The organism is Liberibacter crescens BT-1 (assembly GCF_000325745.1).
Taxonomy (GTDB): Bacteria; Pseudomonadota; Alphaproteobacteria; order Rhizobiales; family Rhizobiaceae; genus Liberibacter; species Liberibacter crescens.
On record NC_019907.1, the window covers coordinates 1,483,448 to 1,504,659 of the forward strand.

Sequence of the window (21,212 nt, forward strand, 5' to 3'; positions counted from 1 at the left end):
AAGCTGCGCTCAACTTATTTTATGGATATTTTTTCTTTAAGCATTTTTTTACCCAACGAATACGAAACAATCCGTTTTGGAAAGTATCTCGCACATAGATTAAATCCTAGAGATTGTTTAACACTATCAGGAGATATCGGTGCAGGAAAATCTGTTCTAGCACGTGCTATAATACGTATTTTATCCGAAAACGATATACTAGAAGTCTTAAGTCCAACTTTTACACTAATACAAATTTATGACGCTAAAATCCCAATAGCTCACTGCGATTTTTATAGACTGTCGACTCAACAGGAGTATATCGAACTGGGATTGGATGAAATTTTAAATGAAGGAATATGCATCATCGAATGGCCTGAAATAATAAGGGACTTCCTCCCTTGTTTTAGTATAAGTATTCACATCAAAGAAGAAAATAATGGACGAAATCTAATCATTTCTTCAAAATATTTTATAATGAAACGTATTTTCCCATCATTGAATTATAGAATATCGAAATAAAGAATATTACTTTCTTTTAAGTTATGATATTTCAATCTAAAAGATTAGACTTAAACCATGAGAGATTGCAATCAACCCCGTATTTTTACTATCGCTCCGGGTATTCCCTTTATTAGGGAAATGATCCTTGCTCTTCTAGATGGTCGAATTATAGAAAGTTTCCAGTATAAACCATCCAATCCTTTATCTCTTGCTTCGGTTACAATTTATGTCCCAACAGAACAGGTAAAACAAGCTTTACGCTCAGAGTTTTTAGAAATTATAGGAACAACATCAACTATTCTTCCATTGATCAAATCTTTGGGGAACACCTTCGAAGAAGAAGACTTTACAAATCAAGAATTTAAATTAACACCTGATCTTAATTCACCTCTATCTGGCATAGCAAGACTATTAGAGCTGGCGCGTTTAATTATAGTGTGGCGCAATCGTTTACCTGATTCGATACGGGACATCCATTCTAATTCACCTATTATTGCACCAGCGAGTCCTGCAGATGCTATCTGGCTTGCTAAAAGTCTAGCAGAATTAATTGATACAATGGAAGCAGAAGAAAAGAATTTAGAAAATCTTCATTTTTTAAATCATGAAAAATATGGTGACTGGTGGATTCTTACATCAGAATTTTTGAAAATTGCCAGTCAATATTGGAGAGAGAGGCTCTCTGAACTTAATCTATCTTCGCCTGTTCTCCATCAAATAGCACTGATCAATATTGAAGCAGAACGACTCATAAAAGAAGGTACAAAAGGACCTGTAATAGTTGCAGGTTCTACTGGATCAGTATTAGCAACTTCAAAACTTATATCAGTAATAGCCAAAGACCCTAATGGTGCAATAATCCTTCCAGGACTTGATGTTTCTATGCCTGAAACATTATGGGATATAATAGCTAACGATTCTAATTCTCATGAAAAGAAAAATTTTACTTCTGCAACTCATCCACAATATACCTTGGCTAAACTTTTAAAATATTTAAAAATTGAACGGAAAAACGTAATAAGTTTAGGGAAACTTGATAAAAAACTTCAGCTACGTTCTTTTATCATCTCACAGGCGCTTGCCCCATTAACAGAAGACAATACCTGGCATGTTTCTCATTCAAAACAAGAAAATAAGGATTTTGATACTGCTTTTTTTGATGTAGCTCTTATTGAAGCAAAAAATGAACGAGAGGAGGCTACAGCTATAGCTGTAGCGCTTCGACTTGCACTGGAACGTCCTGGATTCAAAGGAAGAAAATCAAAAGCTGCATTAATAACTGCTGATCGCAATTTAGCGCGTCGCGTAAAAATAGAATTAATGCGTTTTAATATAGAGGTCGATGATTCAGCAGGTATGCCATTATCAATGACACTCAAAGGATCCCTACTCAAACTGTTACTAGAAGCAACTTTAAAACCCAGCAATCCAATTTCTATTTCTTCTTTTATCAAGCATCCTTTAGCTCGATTTGGATTTTTAGAAAAAAAATTATCTATTGCAAAAAATGCATTAGAGATTATTGCATTACATAGTAGAATGAATGGCTACGGAATTGCAGACCTAAAATCTTGGGTCCTGGAAAAACTTTCAGAGCAGAAAAAAGAAAAATATTCTCCTCGTTGGCGTTCTAGGTTACCTGAGGATTCTGCCGAGCTTGCTATAGAATTAGCGAGCGCTATTACTAATGCTGTTCAACCTCTTATTAGCTCTCTTTCTTCTCAATCTTTTAAAACAAGTGAGTGGGCATATCGTACTGCCTGTTCATTAGAATCAATTTGTACTGATGAAAATCATAACCTTTATAATTTATGGTCAGGAACAGAAGGAGAACTTCTTGCTTCTTTTTTTACAGATATTATAGAAACCGATGGACATATAGAAGCAAACGGTCCTGAATGGATAGAAATTGTCGCAGCGCTAATGGCTGGAAAAACAGTGAGGCCTAAACCTTTAAGATATCCACGTATCTTTTTGTTTGGGACAATAGAATCCAGGCTATTAGATGTAGATACATTAATCCTAGGTGGGCTTAATGAAGGGATTTGGCCAAGTCAACCTCCTAAAAATCCTTTTCTTTCCCGTATGATGAAAGCTGATATAGGCTTGGAACCTCCAGAAAAACGCATTGGTCAAGCAGCACATGATTTCGAAATGGCCAATGGAACGAATTATCTCATCTACACCCGTTCTTTGCAAAAAGAATCTGTCCCAACAATCGCTTCACGTTGGCTACAAAGACTTTTAGCATTAGGAGGCAAAAATTTTACTGCAAATTTAAAAGAAAGAGGAAACCGTTATTTAGAGTGGGCACATCTTTTAGATGTTACTGAAAAACAATTACCCGCTAAACGTCCGTCTCCTTATCCACTTTTACAAATACAACCTAAAATATACTCTTTTTCAGAAATTAAAAAACTCATACACGATCCATACTCTATTTATGCAAAAAAAATCCTGAAATTAGATCCGATGCCTCAACTTCAAGATGAACCTTCTTTAAAAGAACGTGGTTCTCTTTTCCACAAAATAATTTCGGAATTTATACAAGACAGATACAATAAAAACACTTTGGAATTCATCCAAGCTATGGATTACACGATAGAATCTTTTTTTGAAAAAGAAAAATTACCACCTCATATTGAATTGATTTGGAAGCATCATTTTCGTAAAATAGCATATTCTTTCCTTGTATATGAAGAAAATCAACAACCTTATATCAGCCAAGTTTTCTCTGAAATTCACGCCAGTATGGATATTCCTTCTATTGGAATTACATTAACTGGTTTTGCTGATCGTATAGATATCTTAAAATCAGGTTTTGCTCGTATCATAGATTATAAATCTGGCAATAATCCTAGTAAAAATGATGCAAAAAATCTTATAGATCCACAACTAGCATTAGAAGCTGCTGCTCTTCGGGAAGGAGCATTTAGTCTTGTTGGCTGTCAAACCCCTCAAGATCTCTTTTACATACGACTAAAACCAGACTTTCAACGTGATTCTATTGTTAACACCGATTCGAACAAGAATGATGCTACATTATTTATAGAAGAACTCTCTAAAAAAGCTCTGGAACAACTCATCCAATTTATCAAATTACTTCAAAATGGCGAAAAACCATTCATATCATGCCTTCGTCCTTCAAAGAAATATAATTTTATTGATGAATATCATCATCTTGCTCGCGTAGCAGAATGGGAAACAAATTATGAAGAATGATATTCTATCAAAAACAATCTCTAAAACAGAAGACTGGATCAATTGGACAGAAAAACAACAATCACTCGCTTCAGATCCTCGACGCTCTGTATGGGTTTCTGCTAATGCAGGTTCAGGAAAAACACACGTGTTAGCACAGCGGGTAATACGCCTATTACTTGCAAAATATAAGCCATCTTCTTTATTGTGCTTGACTTATACAAAAGAAGCAGCTTCAGAAATGTCAAATCGCGTCTTTGAAAAACTTGCTGAATGGACATGTTTATCAGATGATGAACTTTCAAAGCAAATTATAAAAATAGAAGGTAAAGAACCTGATAAAAAAAAACTCATCGAAGCCCGTAATCTATTCATCAAAGCACTAGAAACACCAGGAGGTTTAAAAGTACAGACGATACATGCATTTTGTGAAGCAATTTTACAGCAATTCCCATTAGAAGCAAACATTGCAGGACATTTTTCTGTTATTGATGACCTCTCCAAACAAAAAATTATACAAGAAGCACAACAATTAATGTTGTCTTCCATTGCAAAAGATACCAACAGCTTACTTAATAAGTCTTTTAAAAGAATAATTGATCTTGTTGATGAAAAAGAAATTACTGAATTAATTTCACAAATTGTGACTCATCGTCATGCTCTAAAAAGCTTTTTTTCTTTTGCTGCTGTAAATGGCGGAGAAGAAGCAGTTTTACGGGATCGTTTTGGTTTAGAAAAACAACAAGACTACACTAAACTACTGAGTAATCTTTGGCCATTACCAAATTTTGAATATAAAGAATTTGTAAAATTATTACGTGAAGATAATGGTATAAAAGCTCTAGAGAGAGCAGAAATTCTTGAAAAGAGTGCTCTCGAAATTGATCCCCTTCAACGCTTTGAGCTCATCAAAAGAATTTTTTTGACTCAAGAATTGCAGCCCCACAAAAGAATAATTACTAAATATATAAAGGAAAAAGCACCTCATCTAGAAAAAACGATTAAGAACCTGCAAGAATATATTTTTACATTTTGTAATCATTTTAACATCGCTAAAATGATGGAACATACTTTGTTGGTCTTAAATTTCGCCAACAATTTTATTGTAAAACATGAAGAATTGAAAGCAAAGTACAGTGTACTTGATTTTGAAGATTTAATTATTCGTACTGCTCATCTTCTTAAAAAAAGTGACGTTGGTGCATGGATACGCTATAAACTTGATCAAGCAATTGATCATATATTAATAGATGAAGTTCAAGATACTAGTCCAATTCAATGGGAAGTCATTCGTGCTTTAACAGAAGATTTTTTTTCTGGAGAAAATGCACATTTACGTACATTATTTGCAGTAGGCGATAGAAAACAATCCATTTATTCTTTTCAAGGTGCAAGGGCCGATCGTTTTTCTCTTGAAAGTCAAATAACACGCTCTCATGTCATAAATTCTGGTCAACTTTTCTCGACAGTACAGCTCCCATTATCTTTTCGATCAACTGCTGATATACTGAGTGCTGTTGATAAAGTCTTTTCTTTTAAAGAAAATGCGAAAGGTCTTGCCACAGAAAGCAAAGATATTATACATCACTCTAACCGTATTGGAGAACCTGGAACTGTTGATGTATGGGAAACAATCTTCTCAGAGAAAAATCCCAAACAAGAAGACGACTGGGTTAGTTACTTCAAACATATTCCCCAAAATGCTCCCTCTGTTATTCTGGCACAGCGTATTGCCGATACTATTTTAAATATGATAGAAAATGTAACTATCATTAATAATGGCAAAAAAAGACTTATCGTTCCAGGCGATATTTTAATACTGGTACGTAAACGTAATTCTTTTATAAATTGTTTAACTCGAATACTAAAAAACTCTAACAAGATCCCTGTTTCAGGGCCTGACAAATTAAATCTTACTGATCATATTGCCGTGCAAGACCTTATTGCTCTTGGTCGTGTTATCTTATCACAAGAAGACGATTTATCACTCGCTTCATTATTGAAAAGTCCCTTATTTTCTCTCTCTGAAGATGAAATCTTCGAACTTTCCGCAATGCGAAAGACATCAGAAAGCGTATTTAGTCATCTTAATCGACTTGCTACTGCTGGTCATCCAGTTTTTATTGGTGTATGGGATAAACTTAATAGCTTAATTATTCTATCACAATCCTGTTCAGCATATGATTTTTTTTCTCTAACTTTAGGTCAAAAAGGTGGTCGAAAGAATTTTCTTGCCCGTTTTGGTAACGAAATTAATGATATTCTTGATGAATTTATGAATTTTGCACTTAAAAAAGAACAAGATGGTTTTATTACTCTTCAAGAATTTATCTCAATAATAGAGAAGGAAGCCCCTATTATAAAAAGACAACACAATCAAAATTTCAACGAAGTAAGAATAATGACTGTCCATGCTTCTAAAGGTTTAGAAGCTCCTGTCGTTTTTCTTGTTGATGCCGGTACAAAAGCATTTTCTAAACAACATGTAAAAAAATTACGTTTATTAACCTCTGATAATAACCAGAATGAAACTTCTATCCCTGTCTGGATTCCAAGTTCTGATTTTGACAATACTGTTAACTCCGAAGATCTAAACTGTTTGAAAAACTTAGAACAAGAAGAATATCATCGTCTTCTTTATGTCGGCATGACTCGTGCTGCAGATAGATTGATCATTTGTGGTTACGGTAGCACAAAAAACAATGAAGGAACATGGAGTGATATTGTTACAAAAGCTTTTACTGGGGATGAAAGAGCTAAAGAAACTACTTTCTATGGTTTAAATGAAACATGGAAAGGCTTACAATGGCGTACATATTGTACTGAACAAGTCCCTTTTGAAGATGAAATATTTAAACCAAAATTTGAAGATACAAAAAAAATTCCAGAAGAACTTCTTATACCCCCAGAAAATCAATACATATTACCATACTTTATAAATCCATCAAATATTGAAAATATCGGTCCATCACCATTGATTCCAAGATTATTCAACGAAAAGCCTCTGAATAATTATTCTTTAAGACGTGGACGTATGATCCATAAATTACTTCAAATAATATTTGATATTCCAGAAGAAGACAGTAAAAAATATATACTTTCATATTGCAATTACAATACACGTCTCTGGCCTAAAAAAGAATCTGAAAAATTAATTTCATCTTTTATAGATATTATAAAATATCCAAGCATACCTTCTTCTATAGAATATACTTCATGTGCAGAAGTATCTATTGCAGGAAAAATTAGTTTCAAAAACAGAGACTTCTTTGTCGCTGGACGAGTAGATAGAATGTTTATCTCAGAAGAAAAAATTTTTCTTCTTGAATATAAAACGAATCATATTTTTCCAAAATTACAATCAGAAATTCCAATTTCACATATTTCCCAATTATCTATATATAGAGAGGTTTTAAAACCTCTCTATCCAAATAAACAATTTGAATGCCTTCTTATATACACACAGGAACCAAAAGTATTTACACTTAGCAATTCACAATTAGAAAATTCTCTTATACAAATAGAAAATAAGTTTTATTATTCTTCTTGAAATAACTTCCTGTAGTTATCAGATTAATGAATAAAGAAAAAAGTGTTAAGGAGCTTTAGTAATGAATATACTTTCAGTAGATTCTCAAGATTTTAATAGTCATGTTTTGGAATCTAAAAAACCAGTTGTTGTAGATTTTTGGGCAGATTGGTGTGGTCCTTGTAAAGCAATTGCCCCTATACTCCAAGAAATAGCTAAAGATTTAGCTGATAAAGTAACAGTTATAAAAATTAATATTGATAATAATAATAATTTAGCCACACAATACGGAATACGTTCAATTCCTACTCTTGCCTTTTTTAAAGAAGGAAATATCGTTGATGTTAAAGTTGGAAATGACACAAAAGATAATATCTCTAATTGGATTTTATCTTTAATATAAGTTATCTAATTTAAAATATTCATTTCTCATTACTTTGGAAGTATACCACTCTCAGAAAGAACATTTCCAACAAGATACAAAGAACCTCCAATTAAAATACGAGGAGCAATGCTACTTGAGTTCATTCTTTTTATATTGGAAAGTGCTTCATAAACAGAAGAAGCTGGAGAAGCTTCAAGTCCTGCTTCTCTAGCTTTTTGAGCTAGCATAACTGGATCAGCACTTTTTTGATTATTATCATAATTCACAAAAGAATCTTCTAAAGGAAGAGATATTGTAAAAACATGTAAAGGCAACTGAGAAAATTGTTTAAAATAATCTAAATGGTTTTTATCATTTTTCATACCAATTATAAGATACAATGGCCGATATTGAAGCCTAGAAAGTTGAGATATGAATTTAGAAATGACTACCCCTGCATCAGGGTTATGTCCACCATCAATCCAAATCTCACTGCCGTCTTGAACTTTTTGTAATAAAGAACCTTGTGAAACCTTTTGAAGCCGACCAAACCACTCAACAGATAGAAATGCTTTTTCTATATCATTATTTTTTAAGGTTAATCCGGCGATTTGGAGTGCACGTATAGCAGTAGAGGCATTAAAATATTGATGATATCCTAAAAGACTAGGAATTGGTAAATCTATCTTAGATACTTGATCCATATAAATTAAACGGCCATTTTTTTCAAAAACTGAAAAATCTTTTCCGTAAACAGAATAAGGAGATTTTTGTACCTCTGCAGCAGCAATCAATACTTCACGCGCTTCATCATACGGTTGATGGCCTATAACAACCGGAAAACCATTCTTTATAATACCAGCTTTCTCTTTAGCAATTAAAGAAACATTATTACCAAGATAAAATTCATGATCCAAAGAAATTGATGTAATGATAGAAACAGCAGGATTTTCAATGACATTTGTAGCATCAATTCTACCTCCTAACCCTACTTCAATGATGGATATATCTGCAGGATATTCTGAAAATAGAATAAATGCGATAGCAACTGAAATTTCAAAAAAAGTAATAGGATCTCCATTATTAACCCGTTCAACATGATGTAAAACATCTAGTAATACATCATCATCAACAAAACGTCCTGCTCCTCCTTTTACTCCTAGTCGAAAACGTTCATGCCATTCAATAAGATGCGGAGATGTATGAACATGAACAGATAGACCGATTGCCTCACATAATGATCTACAAAATGCAGCTGTAGAACCTTTACCATTAGTACCTGCTATATGAATCACAGGAGGTAAACGATCCTGTGGTCTACCAAGACGATCTAACAAGCTAACTATTCTGTCTAGAGAACGGATACTGAGTGTCTTCCTCTGAAGAGTTATTAACTTTTCAATCTCTAAAGTAGCAAGTTTCTTATTTATCATGCAGCACTTTTTGTTAGCATCTTGCATAAGCATGCTAAAGTTTCTGGAATATCATGGCGATGAACTATCATATCTATCATTCCATGTTTCACGAGATACTCAGATGTTTGAAATCCTATTGGCAATTTTTCTCGCATTGTTTGTTCGATAACTCGTTTTCCAGCGAAACCAATTTCAGCTCCTGGTTCAGCTAAATGTATATCACCTAACATAGCATAAGAAGCAGTTACACCTCCGGTAGTAGGATTCATTAAAACAACTATATAAGGAAGATTTGCTTCTTTAAGCATATTTACTGCGATTGTTGTGCGAGGAAGCTGCATCAATGACAAAATACCCTCCTGCATTCTTGCACCACCAGATGCAGTAAACATTACTAAAGGACATTTTTCATAAATTGCTTTTTCGAAAGCTTTTATAATTGCTTCACCAGCAGCAATCCCTAATGAACCTCCAATAAAATTAAATTCATGTATAACAGAAACAAGTTTTAAATCTCGAACTTTTCCAATCGCTGATACTATTGTATCCTCTAGCCCCGTTTTAAGACGATTCTCTTTTAAGCGATCTACATATCTTTTAGTATCACGAAATTTTAATGGATCCTGCAACACTTTTGGTTGATTTAATAAAGTATATTTTTTCTTATCAAATAAGAAATTTAACCTATCTTTTGCAAAAATCTTCATATGATAACCAGAAGAAGGAACAACCCACTGATTCTCTTCTAAATCTTTATGGTAAACTATCTCTCCTGTTTCTGGACATTTTACCCAGAGATTATCTGGGATAACCCGACGACCAAACATAGAATTTATACGTGGACGGACAAAATTTGTAATCCAGTTCAAAATTAAAACTCCTGGCTATTAAATCTCTTATTTATTTGTTTAGCAATTTTTACAGCTACATCCAAATCTATAAAACGAGAATTTTTATTAAAAAATAAAACCTATGTAATCTGCACCACAATCAATTGATCTTTCAACAACCTCTAATGTCTTTAAAGCATAAACTTTTATTTTAAGCTTCATTTCTTATACTTTTAAGAAAATTTCTGTTTCAAACATTTATTCTTTCAATTCATTTTATTAATATGGTAATATTTATAAAACTTCAATAAATCCACTATTTTCATAGTGCAATTTATTTTATGTACATTCCTAAGTTCTAAATAAAGAGTTTTTTCTTATAAAAATTTATATTTTTTAAAAAAAGGTGATCACTCATGATTTCAATTAATAATCGTACTTCAGAGCACACTATTGATTCCATATTCTTAAATCGATGGTCACCCCGTGCCTTTAATCAAGAAGCTATTTCTGAAAAAGATCTATTAACAATACTTGATGCAGCACACTGGGCACCTTCATCTTTCAATTATCAACCTTGGAAGTTTTTATATGCTTTACGTGACACAAAAGAATGGGATAAACTTTTCTCTATTCTTTCTGAAAATAATCAAATCTGGGTAAAAAACGCTTCTGCACTTGTTATTATATTTTCAGAAACTAAAAATCACTCAAACGAAAAAATTTATAGTCATTCTTTTGATGCTGGTTGTTCTTGGGGGTTTCTTGCATTGCAAACAATTATGTTAGGCTATTATGCTCATGCCATGACTGGAATTAATTTTCAAGCTGCTAAATCAATATTAGGTTATTCTGATTTTTATCGCCTTGAGGCAGCTGTTGCTATAGGTAAACATACAAATCCAGAAATTCTTCCAGAAAATTTAAGAAAAAAAGAAATTCCAAATGATCGGAAATCTCTTTCTGAAGTATGTTTCAAAGGGAATTTTCCATTTTAAGAAATTATATATCAAGGTTAGCTACTGATAATGAATTTTTTTGTATGAATTCACGACGTGGCTCTACTTCATCACCCATCAAACGAGAAAACAATCCATCAGCTAGTGTTGCATCAGAAATTTTTACCAATAATAATGAACGCACTTTTGGATCAAGTGTTGTATCCCAAAGTTGGTCAGCATTCATTTCTCCAAGGCCTTTATAACGTTGCATTGAGAGACCTTTATTTCCAACAGAAAAAACTGTCTCTAATAAAGAGAGAGGACCTGATATCTTAATCTCACTTCCTCTATATACCAATTTTGGTGATCTTAAATAAATACTTTGAAAACTCTGAAAAAGCTTTTCTATATATTGAGAATCAATTAAAGAAATTATAGATTCTTCAAGAACGACTACTTCCTTTACTCCTCTCACAACACGTTCAACAAGTATATCGCTGTTTCCTACAATTCTACCACTCCAAGTACACTCAGTTTCTTCTGCAAAAGCATTAAGTCGATGAGCAAGTTTAACAGACAATTCTTCATTTATTAGTTTATTTTCTTTAGAATTAAAAATACCACAAATGATTGCTTGTTCAATAACAGTCTTTTTATATTGAGAAGGAAAATTCTCAATTAATATTCGTAATTTAAGTGCATCGTTAATAATATTACGTAAATCTTGATCAGATTTTATCTCTCCAGAATCAAGACATAGCTTCATTCCTTCATTAATTCCTTGATTAATGAGATATTCTTCTAATGATTTTTCATCTTTAAGATATTGAACTGACTTTCCTCTGGTCACCTTAAAAAGAGGTGGTTGTGCAATATATAGATTGCCATTTTCAATCAAAGAAGGCATCTGACGAAAGAAAAATGTTAGTAAAAGAGTACGGATATGAGCACCATCAACATCTGCATCAGTCATAATAATAATTTTATGATACCGTAATTTATTAATATCAAACTCATCTTGACCTATACCAGTACCAAGAGCAGTAATTAAAGTTCCTATTTCTTGACTGGACAACATCTTATCAAAACGAGCACGTTCTACATTCAATATTTTCCCTCGTAAAGGTAAAATAGCTTGATTCTCTCGAGAACGACCTTGTTTAGCAGAACCACCAGCAGAATCACCTTCAACCAAAAAAAGTTCTGATTTTTTTGGATCACGCTCTGAACAATCAGCTAATTTTCCAGGAAGAGAAGCAATATCAAGAGCACCTTTACGACGTGTAAGCTCTCGAGCACGACGAGCAGCATCACGTGCACTTACAGCTCCAAGAACTTTTCCTACTACAATTTTAGCTTCTACTGGATGTTCTTCTAACCAAGAAGAAAGACCTTCATTTATAAGAGCTTCTACGACTGAACGTACTTCTGAAGAAACAAGCTTATCTTTTGTTTGAGAAGAAAACTTTGGATCTGATATCTTTCCAGAAAGAACAGCAGTCAGTCCTTCTCTACAATCATCACCAATAATTAAAATTTTATCTTTTTTAGAAGAACTGAGTGTTCTTTCTATATAGGACGTTATTTGACGTGTAAGAGCAGAACGAAAACCAGATAAATGAGTTCCACCATCCTTTTGAGGAATATTATTCGTAAAACATAAAACATTTTCATGATAGCTATCATTCCACCACATAGCTATATCAATCATGATATTGTTTTTTATTCCACTAATTCTTATTGGGTTCTCTATTAGTGGCTTCTTATTGCGATCAAGATAACAAACAAAAGCCTCCAGACCACCTTTATAAATCATTTCTAATGTACGAGAATCTGGACAGCGCTTATCTGTTAAAAAAATACGTACACCAGAATTTAAAAAAGAAAGCTCACGTAACCTGTGCTCTAGGATATCATAATCAAATTTATGTACAGTAAAAATTTCAATATTAGGAAAAAATGTTACTGAAGTCCCTGTTTCTTCACCAGCATCTCCAACAACAGCTAAAGGGCTATCCGCTACGCCATGAGTAAACTTTATTTCATGAATTTTTCCATTACGTTTAATTTTTAACCGCAGCCAAGATGAAAGTGCATTTACTACAGAAACACCTACCCCATGTAATCCACCAGAAACTTTATAGGAATTTTGATCAAATTTTCCACCGGCATGTAATCTTGTCATTATTACTTCTGCAGCAGAGATTCCTTCTTCTTTGTGTATATCTGTTGGAATACCACGTCCATTATCAGTAACTGTACATGAACCATCAATATTGATTGTTACAGTAATAATATCTGCATAACCTGCCAAAGCTTCATCAATAGCATTATCTACTACTTCATAAACCATATGGTGTAATCCTGAACCATCTTCAGTATCACCTATATACATACCTGGACGCTTTCTTACAGCATCCAATCCTTTTAAAATTTTAATTGAATCAGCACCATATTCTATATCTTCATTATTATCAGTCATAATTATCATAGACTTTCACAAGTTAGCACTGATATGGACTTCATAAAAACACCCTTAAATTCTCTTTAATGTAATTAGATTTTAAATAAATATATAAACAGCTTTATGAAAGCTTATATTTTTTATAAATTTAAATAATTAATTTTCGGACTCTGTAGAAATTAATTTCCAATTAGGATTACTAGAAGAAATTTTCCGTGCAAAAGTCCAAATATCAACTACCTTTCCAGTAATTTCAGGTTCTTTTTTAAGAAGAAGACCTTCTTGATCATAAGAAGCAGAAATAATTTGACCAACTATACGACAAGTAATCATTATATTATCGTTTACTATCTTAGCATCCAAGATCTTGACACTATCTGTTCCTATTAAACTTGATTTAATATTTTTATTATCTTTTTTATTCTTACGCTCAGATATAGATAACACAAAATTATCATATACTTCTTTAAAAAGAAGATCCTTTACTTCACTTAAATCCCTTTCATAAAAAGCAACAACTATCATTTCATAAGCAACTCTTACCCCTTTAATGAAATCCTCTGGATTGAAATGAGGATATACTGAAATAACTTTACGTAAGGAGTTATTTAACTCACTTCCAATAGGAGAAACAGCATCAATATAACTAAAATTATTAAAGTTTTCTTCCTTGTTAATAGAAGAGACTACTAACTTTTTATCTTTTTTAGATACTTTTGAAAGTTCTTCATGTATAGAAAAAATATCTGCTGGAGGTTTTTCATTACCAGTTCTTTTTCCTAAAAAACTTCGAAGTTGAATAAACAATAAAATTGTTACAATAAGAAAAAAAAATGTTATAAAATCACTCAAATTCATTCCTATCGAAACCACCTTCTAAAAATCAGAATCACTTAAAACATATAATTGCAAGGTTTATATTTTTCAAATAAAATAAGATAATTTTTTATTAAAGTACTTAAAATACAACTTTTAAACTTTTAAGTATTTTTTTATTATTAAATCAAATATAATAATCCATTTAATAAATGTAAGCTATGTACACTAATTTTTTCTACAAAAAAGAAACATATAAATTTTTATATGTAACATATTCAAAAACTTTATATAATAAAGTTAAAACCCACTTAAAACCATAGATATCTATAAAAGAATATAGATGAAATCATGTTATAAATTTTAAAGGAAAAATAATGGAACAAAATAATGGAACCAAAAAAAACTTAAATCCTAATATTATGGTTCTTGGTCAGTATATAAAAGACCTATCTTTTGAAAGTCCTAATTCCCCAAATTCACTTCAAAAACACGAAAAATCACCTAATATAAATATTACTGTAAATGTCAACGCCAATCCTCTTATAAATAACGATTTTGATGTAGTTCTATCATTAAATGCTGAAGCTAAAGATGAAGAGAAAATACTATTTAATATAGAGTTAGCATATGGAGGTGTTTTTCGTATTACAGACTTTCCACAAGAACATATACTACCTGTTCTACTTATAGAGTGTCCTCGACTTTTATTTCCTTTTGTAAGACAAATCATTGCAGATGTAACACGAGACGGTGCCTTCCACCCCCTCATGATTGATCCAATTGATTTTTCTCAAATATATACACAAAAAATTTTAGAAGAAAAATCTCTTAATACGAAAAACAATACATCCCATTAAGATTATGACGTATATTTAAAAATGGTATACTTTTTTCCAAATAGACTTAATTCCTATTTTTGTTATAATCTTATTATGTCTTTTTATCTCTTCTTCAGTAATTCTAGAAGGTAATGTCTTTAGGCGTTTTTTTTGAAAAATTTCATTAATGTTAGCATCTTTTTCTTCATGAAAACTATTTACAACTTGATGAAAAGCAAAATCTGTTTGATGACCTCCTATCATTTGTATATAAATTTCTGAAAGAAGTTCAGAATCTAACAAAGCTCCATGCTTCAAACGATTTGAATTATTAATACCATATCGACGACAAAGAGCATCTAAGGAATTTTGAGCCATTGGATGCTTTCTTCTTGCAAGAGATAACGTATCAATTACTCTTTCAAAAGAAACTATAGGTTTACCTAATCTTTCAAGTTCAGCATTAATAAACTTTATATCAAATGTAGCATTATGGGCTATCCATTTTGCGTTTTCATTATTAAAAAAATTCCAAAAATCTTCGAAAATTGAAGAAAAAGAAGGCATTTCTTTTAAAAAATCATTTGAAATACCATGCAATTCCAATGCATCTGGATGAACTTGCCTATCTCCAGGACAAATAAAAACATGAAATGTGCGACCTGTTTTAAAATGATTAACTAATTCGACTGCACCAATTTCTATAATTCTATCATTTTTATAATCAAGACCTGTAGTTTCCGTATCAAAAACAATCTCACGCATTCTTTTTCTTTAAATTATAAGTCCTATAAATATCATTCAAAATATTACAAACATCATCTCGGGTTTTATCAAAACTTTCTTGTGTATTAATGATATAATCAACACGAAGTATTTTATACTTTGCATCTATTTGTCGAGATAAAATAAGAAAAAATTTTTCTTCTGTAAAATTTTCTCTAGCCAAAACTCGACTACGTTGAATATCAAGACTACAATGAACAAGAATTATTTTATCAAAAAAACTCTCCCTCCTTGTTTCAAAAAGAAGAGGACTTTCAAAAACAACTATTTTTTCTCCCCTATAAAAAAAATCCTTAAGAATTTCTCTCTCTCTTATCCTTATCATTGGATGTATAATATTCTCAAGAATTTTGAATTTTTCTGGTTCTTCATTAAGTTTCTTAAATAAAATTTCCTTATCAACTTTATTATCTTTCGTGGATCCTGGAAAATTATTTTCAATAACAGTTACTGCTGAACCCTGATATAAATCATTCACTATATCATCAGCACTAATAACAGAAACTCCATTTTCTTTAAAAAAATTTGATACAGTTGTTTTACCTGTACCTATAGAACCAGTTATACCTAATATAATCATTTTATGATTTAATATCACAAATAAGAAGAGACCGGAGAGAGTCATCAATCTTAGGCCAAGTTTTAAACCATTTTTTAAAGCCTAATCTAGCTTGATGAAGTAACATTCCAAGTCCATCAACTGTAATAAAGCCCTGTTGTTCAGCTTGCTTTAAAATTTCTGTTTTTAATGGGATATAAACAATATCAGCAACAATAGCTCCAGGAATAAGTGGAGAAAAATCTATTTTAAATGAATCATTATAACCTATACTTGTAGGTATAGTATTTACAAAAAGACCTGCTCTTTGCATAACTTCATTTAAAGCTTCTAAAGGATGAGCATAAATTCTCTTACATGAAAAATGATCAACTAATGCATTTGCTCGAGATATTGTTCTATTAACGACATGTATTTCTGAAAAACCATTATCACATAAAACTTTTACAACAGCACGACTTGCCCCTCCAGATCCCATAACAACTGCTTTAGATAATTTTTTCCAATTTGGTTGCACTTCATCAAGACTAGCAGAAAAACCATAATAATCTGTATTCGTCGCATTCAATTTTTCATCTTCAAACCAAAGAGTATTGATTGCTCCAATCTCTTCAGCTTCTGGTGTAACATAATCAACTAATTTATAAATAATTTCTTTATAAGGAATAGTGACATTACCACCAACATAATCAATTTCTCTTGCCTTTATATTTTTAATAAAACCTTTAAATTTCTCTGGTTCTATAGATTCAATAACGTATGAACCTGAAATTTTCATACTGTTTAGCCAATATCTATGTATAAGAGGTGATCGAGAATATTCAATTGGCCAGCCAACTATAAATGCTTTAGGATTTTTCTTATTAATCAATAACTCTTTCCTTCCGAAGGTCTTTTAAAAGTTCTAAAATAGGTAATCCAAGAATAGTAAAAAAACTTCCTTCTATTGTCTCAAATAATTGAATACCTTCTTTTTCAATTTGATAGGCACCAACACTTGATAAAACTTTTTCACCAGATTTTTTTAAATACTGTTGAATAAATTCAATAGAAAGAATTCGCATTTTTAATTTTGCTTCTGATACATAAGAAGCTAATATAGTATCGTTACGTACTAACACGTACGAACTATGTATATAGTGTGTATTTCCTGAAAGAGAAAAAAGGTGATTTTCAGCGTCAGTCATGTCTTTAGGTTTATGATAAATTTTACCTTCAGATGACATAGTTTGATCACACCCTATGATAATTTTTTCAGGATAAATCTTCCCTAATGCTAAAGCTTTTTTTTGAGCTAAAATTAAAGCAAGTTTAACAGGATCTGTTCTATCAGATATATCTAAAGATTTTTCTATCTCTCTTTCATTAATATTGGAATTCATTGCTATAAAATTAATTCCAGCATTTTTTAGAATTTTTCTTCTATGTATACTAGAAGATGCCAGTATTAAATTACACATCGTACCTTAACTCAAAATAAACTATTTTATAATAATTAGAATTTTTCATCAAGAAACTTTCTCATAAAAAAGTTTCCACAGTCTATTATAATTGTTGTTGATTATTTTTAATAAAGTACGATTCTTCTCGTTGTCTTTTTATAAAGACTTTTATTATTTTAATTTAATCCACATTCTTAATTATATTCATATTTTATTCTACATTTTTAAAATTAAATTTAAAAATAATATTCATTATTGTTAATGAAAAGTTAAAATTTTCTTTTAAAAGACAGATCATTTAAGTTGTTGAATTAAAATAGAAAAATATATTATCCACGTTTTTCACAGTCTCTTCAGTATATTTTTTTCATTAGTATATTTTAATTTATTAACAGAAAGTTAATTTATAAAAAATAATATTCATTATTAAAGGGCTAGAATAAATAAAAAATTTTATAGAAAGTAATGAGATCTATAGAAAAAATGGAAAAAGAACAAAAAAAAATTCTTGAGGTTTTAAAATCCAAAACATTAAATCCTCCACCTATCTGGCTTATGAGACAAGCAGGACGTTATCTTCCCGAATATAAAAAAATACGCAAAAAAGCTAAAAACTTCCTTGATATGTGCTACACACCAGAATACAGTGTCGAGTTATCTTTACAACCAATACATCGTTATAAACTTGATGCTGCAATTCTTTTTTCTGATATTTTAGTTATTCCAGATGCTCTTGGAAGGAATGTGCGTTTTTTAGAAAAAGAAGGACCAAGGTTAGATCCAATTAGTCCTGAAGAAATTCTTGCACTTAAAGATAATAATATCTTAGAATATCTTTCTCCTGTCATTAAAACAGTATCATCTTTACGTAAAAAGTTGTCTGTTGATACAACTTTAATTGGATTTTGTGGTGCTCCTTGGACTGTTGCAACTTACATGATTGCTGGTTGTTCTACTGTCAATCAATCAGAAGCCAGGCTTTTTTCTTATCATCATCCAAAAATTTTTAAATGGCTTTTAGATTTTCTGTCTGATGTTTCAGCAGATTATCTTGTCGCTCAAATTATGGCTGGTGCAGATGTTATTCAGATTTTTGATACATGTGCTGGTGTTCTTTCTGGTCATGAATTTGAACTTTATGCCGCAGAGCCTGTTGCTCGTATGATTGCTTCAATACGTAAAAGATGTCCAAATACTCCTATTATAGCTTTTGCAAAAGGAGCTGGATATAATTTAAAAAAATATCGTTTTTTGACGCATGCTGATGCTATAGGTTTAGATTGGACCGTCCCGTTATCTTTTGCTGTTGAACTGCAAAAAGAAGGGCCAGTCCAAGGAAATCTTGATCCAATGTGTTTAGTAGCTGGTGGACAAATAATGAAAGATAAAATTAATGCAATTTTAGATAGTTTAGGTTCTGGCCCATTAATTTTTAATCTTGGTCATGGAGTTACTCCACAAGTTGACCCTCAGAATGTTGCCTATTTAGTAGAAATTATACGCAAAGGACTAAAATAGTGAAGTTCCTAATTTCTGATGCTGTGGGTAAAAAAGTTCAACTTAAAGCATTTATTGGATTGTTATTGTTTATTATAACAGTTTTTTGTATTGTTCTTTTTATAACTAAAAAGCCTTATTTATGGATTAAAGCTTTACATATTATTGCTGTTATGTCCTGGATGTCAGGATTACTGTATATGCCCAGGATATTTGTTTATCATAGTTCTTCTAAACCGGGTTCTCTTCAATATCAAACTTTTGAAATTATGGAAGAAAGATTACTAAAAATAATAATGAATCCTGCTATGATTCTTTCATGGATTTTTGGTATATATTTAACATTGCATGTTAGTCATATAAATATTGGCTGGCTTCGTATAAAATTTCTTTTAGTTTTGGGTCTTTCAGCATATCATTTTTATTTAGCTTTTATTATGAAAAGTTTTAAATATAATATGCAAAATCATAAGGCTTCTTACTTTAGAGTAATTAATGAAATACCTACTATACTTATGATAGTAATTGTAATTCTAACTGTAGTGAAACCTTTTTAAATATATTAAAAAATATATATTAATTTAATTTTTTATTATTTTCTTGAAGTTTATAAAAAAATGACTATCAATTGTTTTATATATCGTGTACCATAAAAATTCTTTAGTCATATATTTCTATGTTTATCGGTTTTTATTCTTTTTATGAATAAAAAGAAATATATCTTCCTTATTCTTAATCTAAAAAATATAAATGGTTTTCCTTCATGTCTGAAATGAAGCTTCAAGAGCTTAAAAGTAAATCTCCAACTGATCTTCTTGCGTTTGCTGAATCACTTAATATTGAAAATTCTAATATTATGCGCAAGCAAGAATTAATGTTTTCTATATTGAAAGTATTAGCTAATCAAGAAATTGAAATTATAGGTGAAGGAGTTGTCGAAGTTCTCCAAGATGGCTTCGGATTTTTACGTTCTGCTAATGCTAATTATTTACCTGGTCCTGATGATATTTATATATCTCCATCACAGATTAGACGTTTTTCTTTAAAAACTGGTGATACAGTTGAAGGTCCAATTCGTGGTCCTAAAGAAGGAGAAAGGTATTTTGCCCTTTTAAAAGTGAATACTATTAATTTTGATGTTCCAGAAAAAATTAGGCATAAGATACATTTTGATAATTTAACTCCTCTTTATCCAGATAAAAGGTTTCGTATGGAATTAGAAGATTCTAATTCTAAAGATTTATCTGCTCGTATGATTGATTTAATAGCTCCCCTTGGAAAGGGACAGCGTGCCATGCTTGTTGCTCCTCCTCGTGCAGGTAAAACAGTTCTTCTTCATAATATAGCTCATTTAATTGCAGAGAATCATCCAGAATGTTATTTAATTGTTTTGCTTATTGATGAAAGACCAGAAGAAGTAACGGACATGCAACGTTCAGTGAAAGGAGAAGTTGTTTCTTCAACATTTGATGAACCTGCAACTCGCCATGTTCAAGTTGCTGAAATGGTCATTGAAAAAGCTAAACGTTTAGTAGAGCATGGGCTTGATGTTGTCATATTGCTTGATTCTATTACTCGTTTATGTAGAGCTTATAACGCTGTTATTCCGTCATCTGGAAAGGTATTAACAGGTGGTGTTGATGCTAATGCTCTTCAACGTCCCAAGAGATTTTTCGGAGCTGCAAGAAATATAAAAGAAGGTGGTTCTCTTACGATTATTGGTACTGCACTTATTGATACTGGGAGTCGTATGGATGAAGTTATTTTTGAAGAATTTAAAGGTACTGGAAACTCTGAAATTATTTTGGATAGAAAGATAGCAGATAAACGTATTTTTCCTGCTATAGATATTCTTAAATCTGGAACTCGAAAAGAAGATTTGCTTATTGAACGTCAAGATCTTCAGAAAGTTTTTATGTTACGACGTATTGTTTCTACAATGGGAACTTTTGAGGCAATAGAGTTTTTAATAGATAAACTTAAACACACTAAAAATAACAGAGATTTTTTCCACTCTATGAATAATAAAAGTAGTTAAATGAGTAGATTACTAATTTAACTTTA

Annotated in this window: 17 protein-coding genes; 9 read left to right on the forward strand and 8 right to left on the reverse strand. The window is 31.4% G+C overall.

Annotated elements, in window-relative coordinates; translation table 11 throughout:
* The first annotated feature begins 21 nt into the window (after positions 1 to 21).
* The 4 genes from tsaE to trxA all read left to right on the forward strand — a co-directional run bounded on the left by tsaE (position 22) and on the right by trxA (position 7,616).
* Entirely contained in the window at positions 22 to 501 is a 480-nt protein-coding gene (tsaE, locus tag B488_RS06665; protein ID WP_015273779.1) for a tRNA (adenosine(37)-N6)-threonylcarbamoyltransferase complex ATPase subunit type 1 TsaE, read from the forward strand.
* A 57-nt stretch (positions 502 to 558) separates the two neighbouring features.
* Complete coding sequence (addB, locus tag B488_RS06670) at positions 559 to 3,705, forward strand: double-strand break repair protein AddB (protein ID WP_015273780.1); 3,147 nt, start codon at positions 559 to 561, stop codon at positions 3,703 to 3,705.
* Complete coding sequence (addA, locus tag B488_RS06675; RefSeq protein WP_015273781.1) at positions 3,695 to 7,234, forward strand: double-strand break repair helicase AddA; 3,540 nt, start codon at positions 3,695 to 3,697, stop codon at positions 7,232 to 7,234. The genes addB and addA overlap by 11 nt, the downstream gene beginning before the upstream one ends.
* A 61-nt stretch (positions 7,235 to 7,295) precedes the next feature.
* Positions 7,296 to 7,616 (forward strand): thioredoxin, encoded by a 321-nt coding sequence (gene trxA, locus B488_RS06680; protein ID WP_015273782.1) that lies wholly within the window; start codon positions 7,296 to 7,298, stop codon positions 7,614 to 7,616.
* A 29-nt stretch (positions 7,617 to 7,645) separates the two neighbouring features.
* Here the strand turns inward: trxA and B488_RS06685 are convergent, their stop codons facing one another.
* A complete protein-coding gene (locus B488_RS06685) occupies positions 7,646 to 9,010 on the reverse strand; it encodes a bifunctional folylpolyglutamate synthase/dihydrofolate synthase (RefSeq protein ID WP_015273783.1) in 1,365 nt (454 codons plus the stop codon).
* Positions 9,007 to 9,861, reverse strand: coding sequence for an acetyl-CoA carboxylase, carboxyltransferase subunit beta (accD, locus tag B488_RS06690; RefSeq protein ID WP_015273784.1), 855 nt, complete (start codon positions 9,859 to 9,861; stop codon positions 9,007 to 9,009). Before accD ends, B488_RS06685 begins: the two co-directional genes overlap by 4 nt.
* A 377-nt stretch (positions 9,862 to 10,238) precedes the next feature.
* Between accD and B488_RS06695 the strand changes: the two genes are divergently transcribed.
* Positions 10,239 to 10,820: a nitroreductase family protein gene (locus B488_RS06695; protein WP_015273785.1), complete on the forward strand. Its 582-nt coding sequence runs from the start codon at positions 10,239 to 10,241 to the stop codon at positions 10,818 to 10,820.
* Positions 10,821 to 10,824: 4 nt separating this feature from the next.
* Here B488_RS06695 and gyrB read toward each other — a convergent pair whose 3' ends face one another.
* Together gyrB and B488_RS06705 are read right to left on the reverse strand one after the other, a co-directional pair.
* Positions 10,825 to 13,245, reverse strand: coding sequence for a DNA topoisomerase (ATP-hydrolyzing) subunit B (gene gyrB / locus B488_RS06700; RefSeq protein ID WP_015273786.1), 2,421 nt, complete (start codon positions 13,243 to 13,245; stop codon positions 10,825 to 10,827).
* Positions 13,246 to 13,383: 138 nt separating this feature from the next.
* Positions 13,384 to 14,085 (reverse strand): Tim44/TimA family putative adaptor protein, encoded by a 702-nt coding sequence (locus tag B488_RS06705; protein WP_015273787.1) that lies wholly within the window; start codon positions 14,083 to 14,085, stop codon positions 13,384 to 13,386.
* A gap of 335 nt (positions 14,086 to 14,420) precedes the next feature.
* On the opposite strand from B488_RS06705, the gene secB reads away from it, so the two are divergent.
* A complete protein-coding gene (secB, locus tag B488_RS06710; protein ID WP_015273788.1) occupies positions 14,421 to 14,903 on the forward strand; it encodes a protein-export chaperone SecB in 483 nt (160 codons plus the stop codon).
* A gap of 15 nt (positions 14,904 to 14,918) precedes the next feature.
* Here the strand turns inward: secB and dnaQ are convergent, their stop codons facing one another.
* The 4 genes from dnaQ to B488_RS06730 are packed head-to-tail and all read right to left on the reverse strand — an operon-like array spanning position 14,919 to position 17,669.
* Entirely contained in the window at positions 14,919 to 15,629 is a 711-nt protein-coding gene (dnaQ, locus tag B488_RS06715; RefSeq protein WP_015273789.1) for a DNA polymerase III subunit epsilon, read from the reverse strand.
* Entirely contained in the window at positions 15,622 to 16,275 is a 654-nt protein-coding gene (gene coaE, locus B488_RS06720) for a dephospho-CoA kinase (protein ID WP_144049219.1), read from the reverse strand. The genes dnaQ and coaE overlap by 8 nt, the downstream gene beginning before the upstream one ends.
* Positions 16,232 to 17,080, reverse strand: a complete 849-nt coding sequence (locus tag B488_RS06725) for a shikimate dehydrogenase (protein ID WP_041770828.1) — start codon at positions 17,078 to 17,080, stop codon at positions 16,232 to 16,234. The genes coaE and B488_RS06725 overlap by 44 nt, the downstream gene beginning before the upstream one ends.
* The gene (locus B488_RS06730; protein ID WP_015273792.1) at positions 17,073 to 17,669 is read right to left on the reverse strand and encodes a Maf family protein; all 597 of its coding nucleotides are present in this window, start codon (positions 17,667 to 17,669) and stop codon (positions 17,073 to 17,075) included. The genes B488_RS06725 and B488_RS06730 overlap by 8 nt, the downstream gene beginning before the upstream one ends.
* A 465-nt stretch (positions 17,670 to 18,134) precedes the next feature.
* On the opposite strand from B488_RS06730, the gene hemE reads away from it, so the two are divergent.
* The 3 genes from hemE to rho all read left to right on the forward strand — a co-directional run bounded on the left by hemE (position 18,135) and on the right by rho (position 21,186).
* On the forward strand, positions 18,135 to 19,169 hold the full coding sequence (gene hemE / locus B488_RS06735; protein WP_041771213.1) for a uroporphyrinogen decarboxylase: 1,035 nt from the start codon (positions 18,135 to 18,137) through the stop codon (positions 19,167 to 19,169).
* Positions 19,169 to 19,705, forward strand: coding sequence for a protoporphyrinogen oxidase HemJ (gene hemJ / locus B488_RS06740; RefSeq protein ID WP_015273794.1), 537 nt, complete (start codon positions 19,169 to 19,171; stop codon positions 19,703 to 19,705). Before hemE ends, hemJ begins: the two co-directional genes overlap by 1 nt.
* Positions 19,706 to 19,911: 206 nt before the next feature.
* A complete protein-coding gene (gene rho, locus B488_RS06745) occupies positions 19,912 to 21,186 on the forward strand; it encodes a transcription termination factor Rho (RefSeq protein WP_015273795.1) in 1,275 nt (424 codons plus the stop codon).
* Positions 21,187 to 21,212 lie beyond the last annotated feature (26 nt).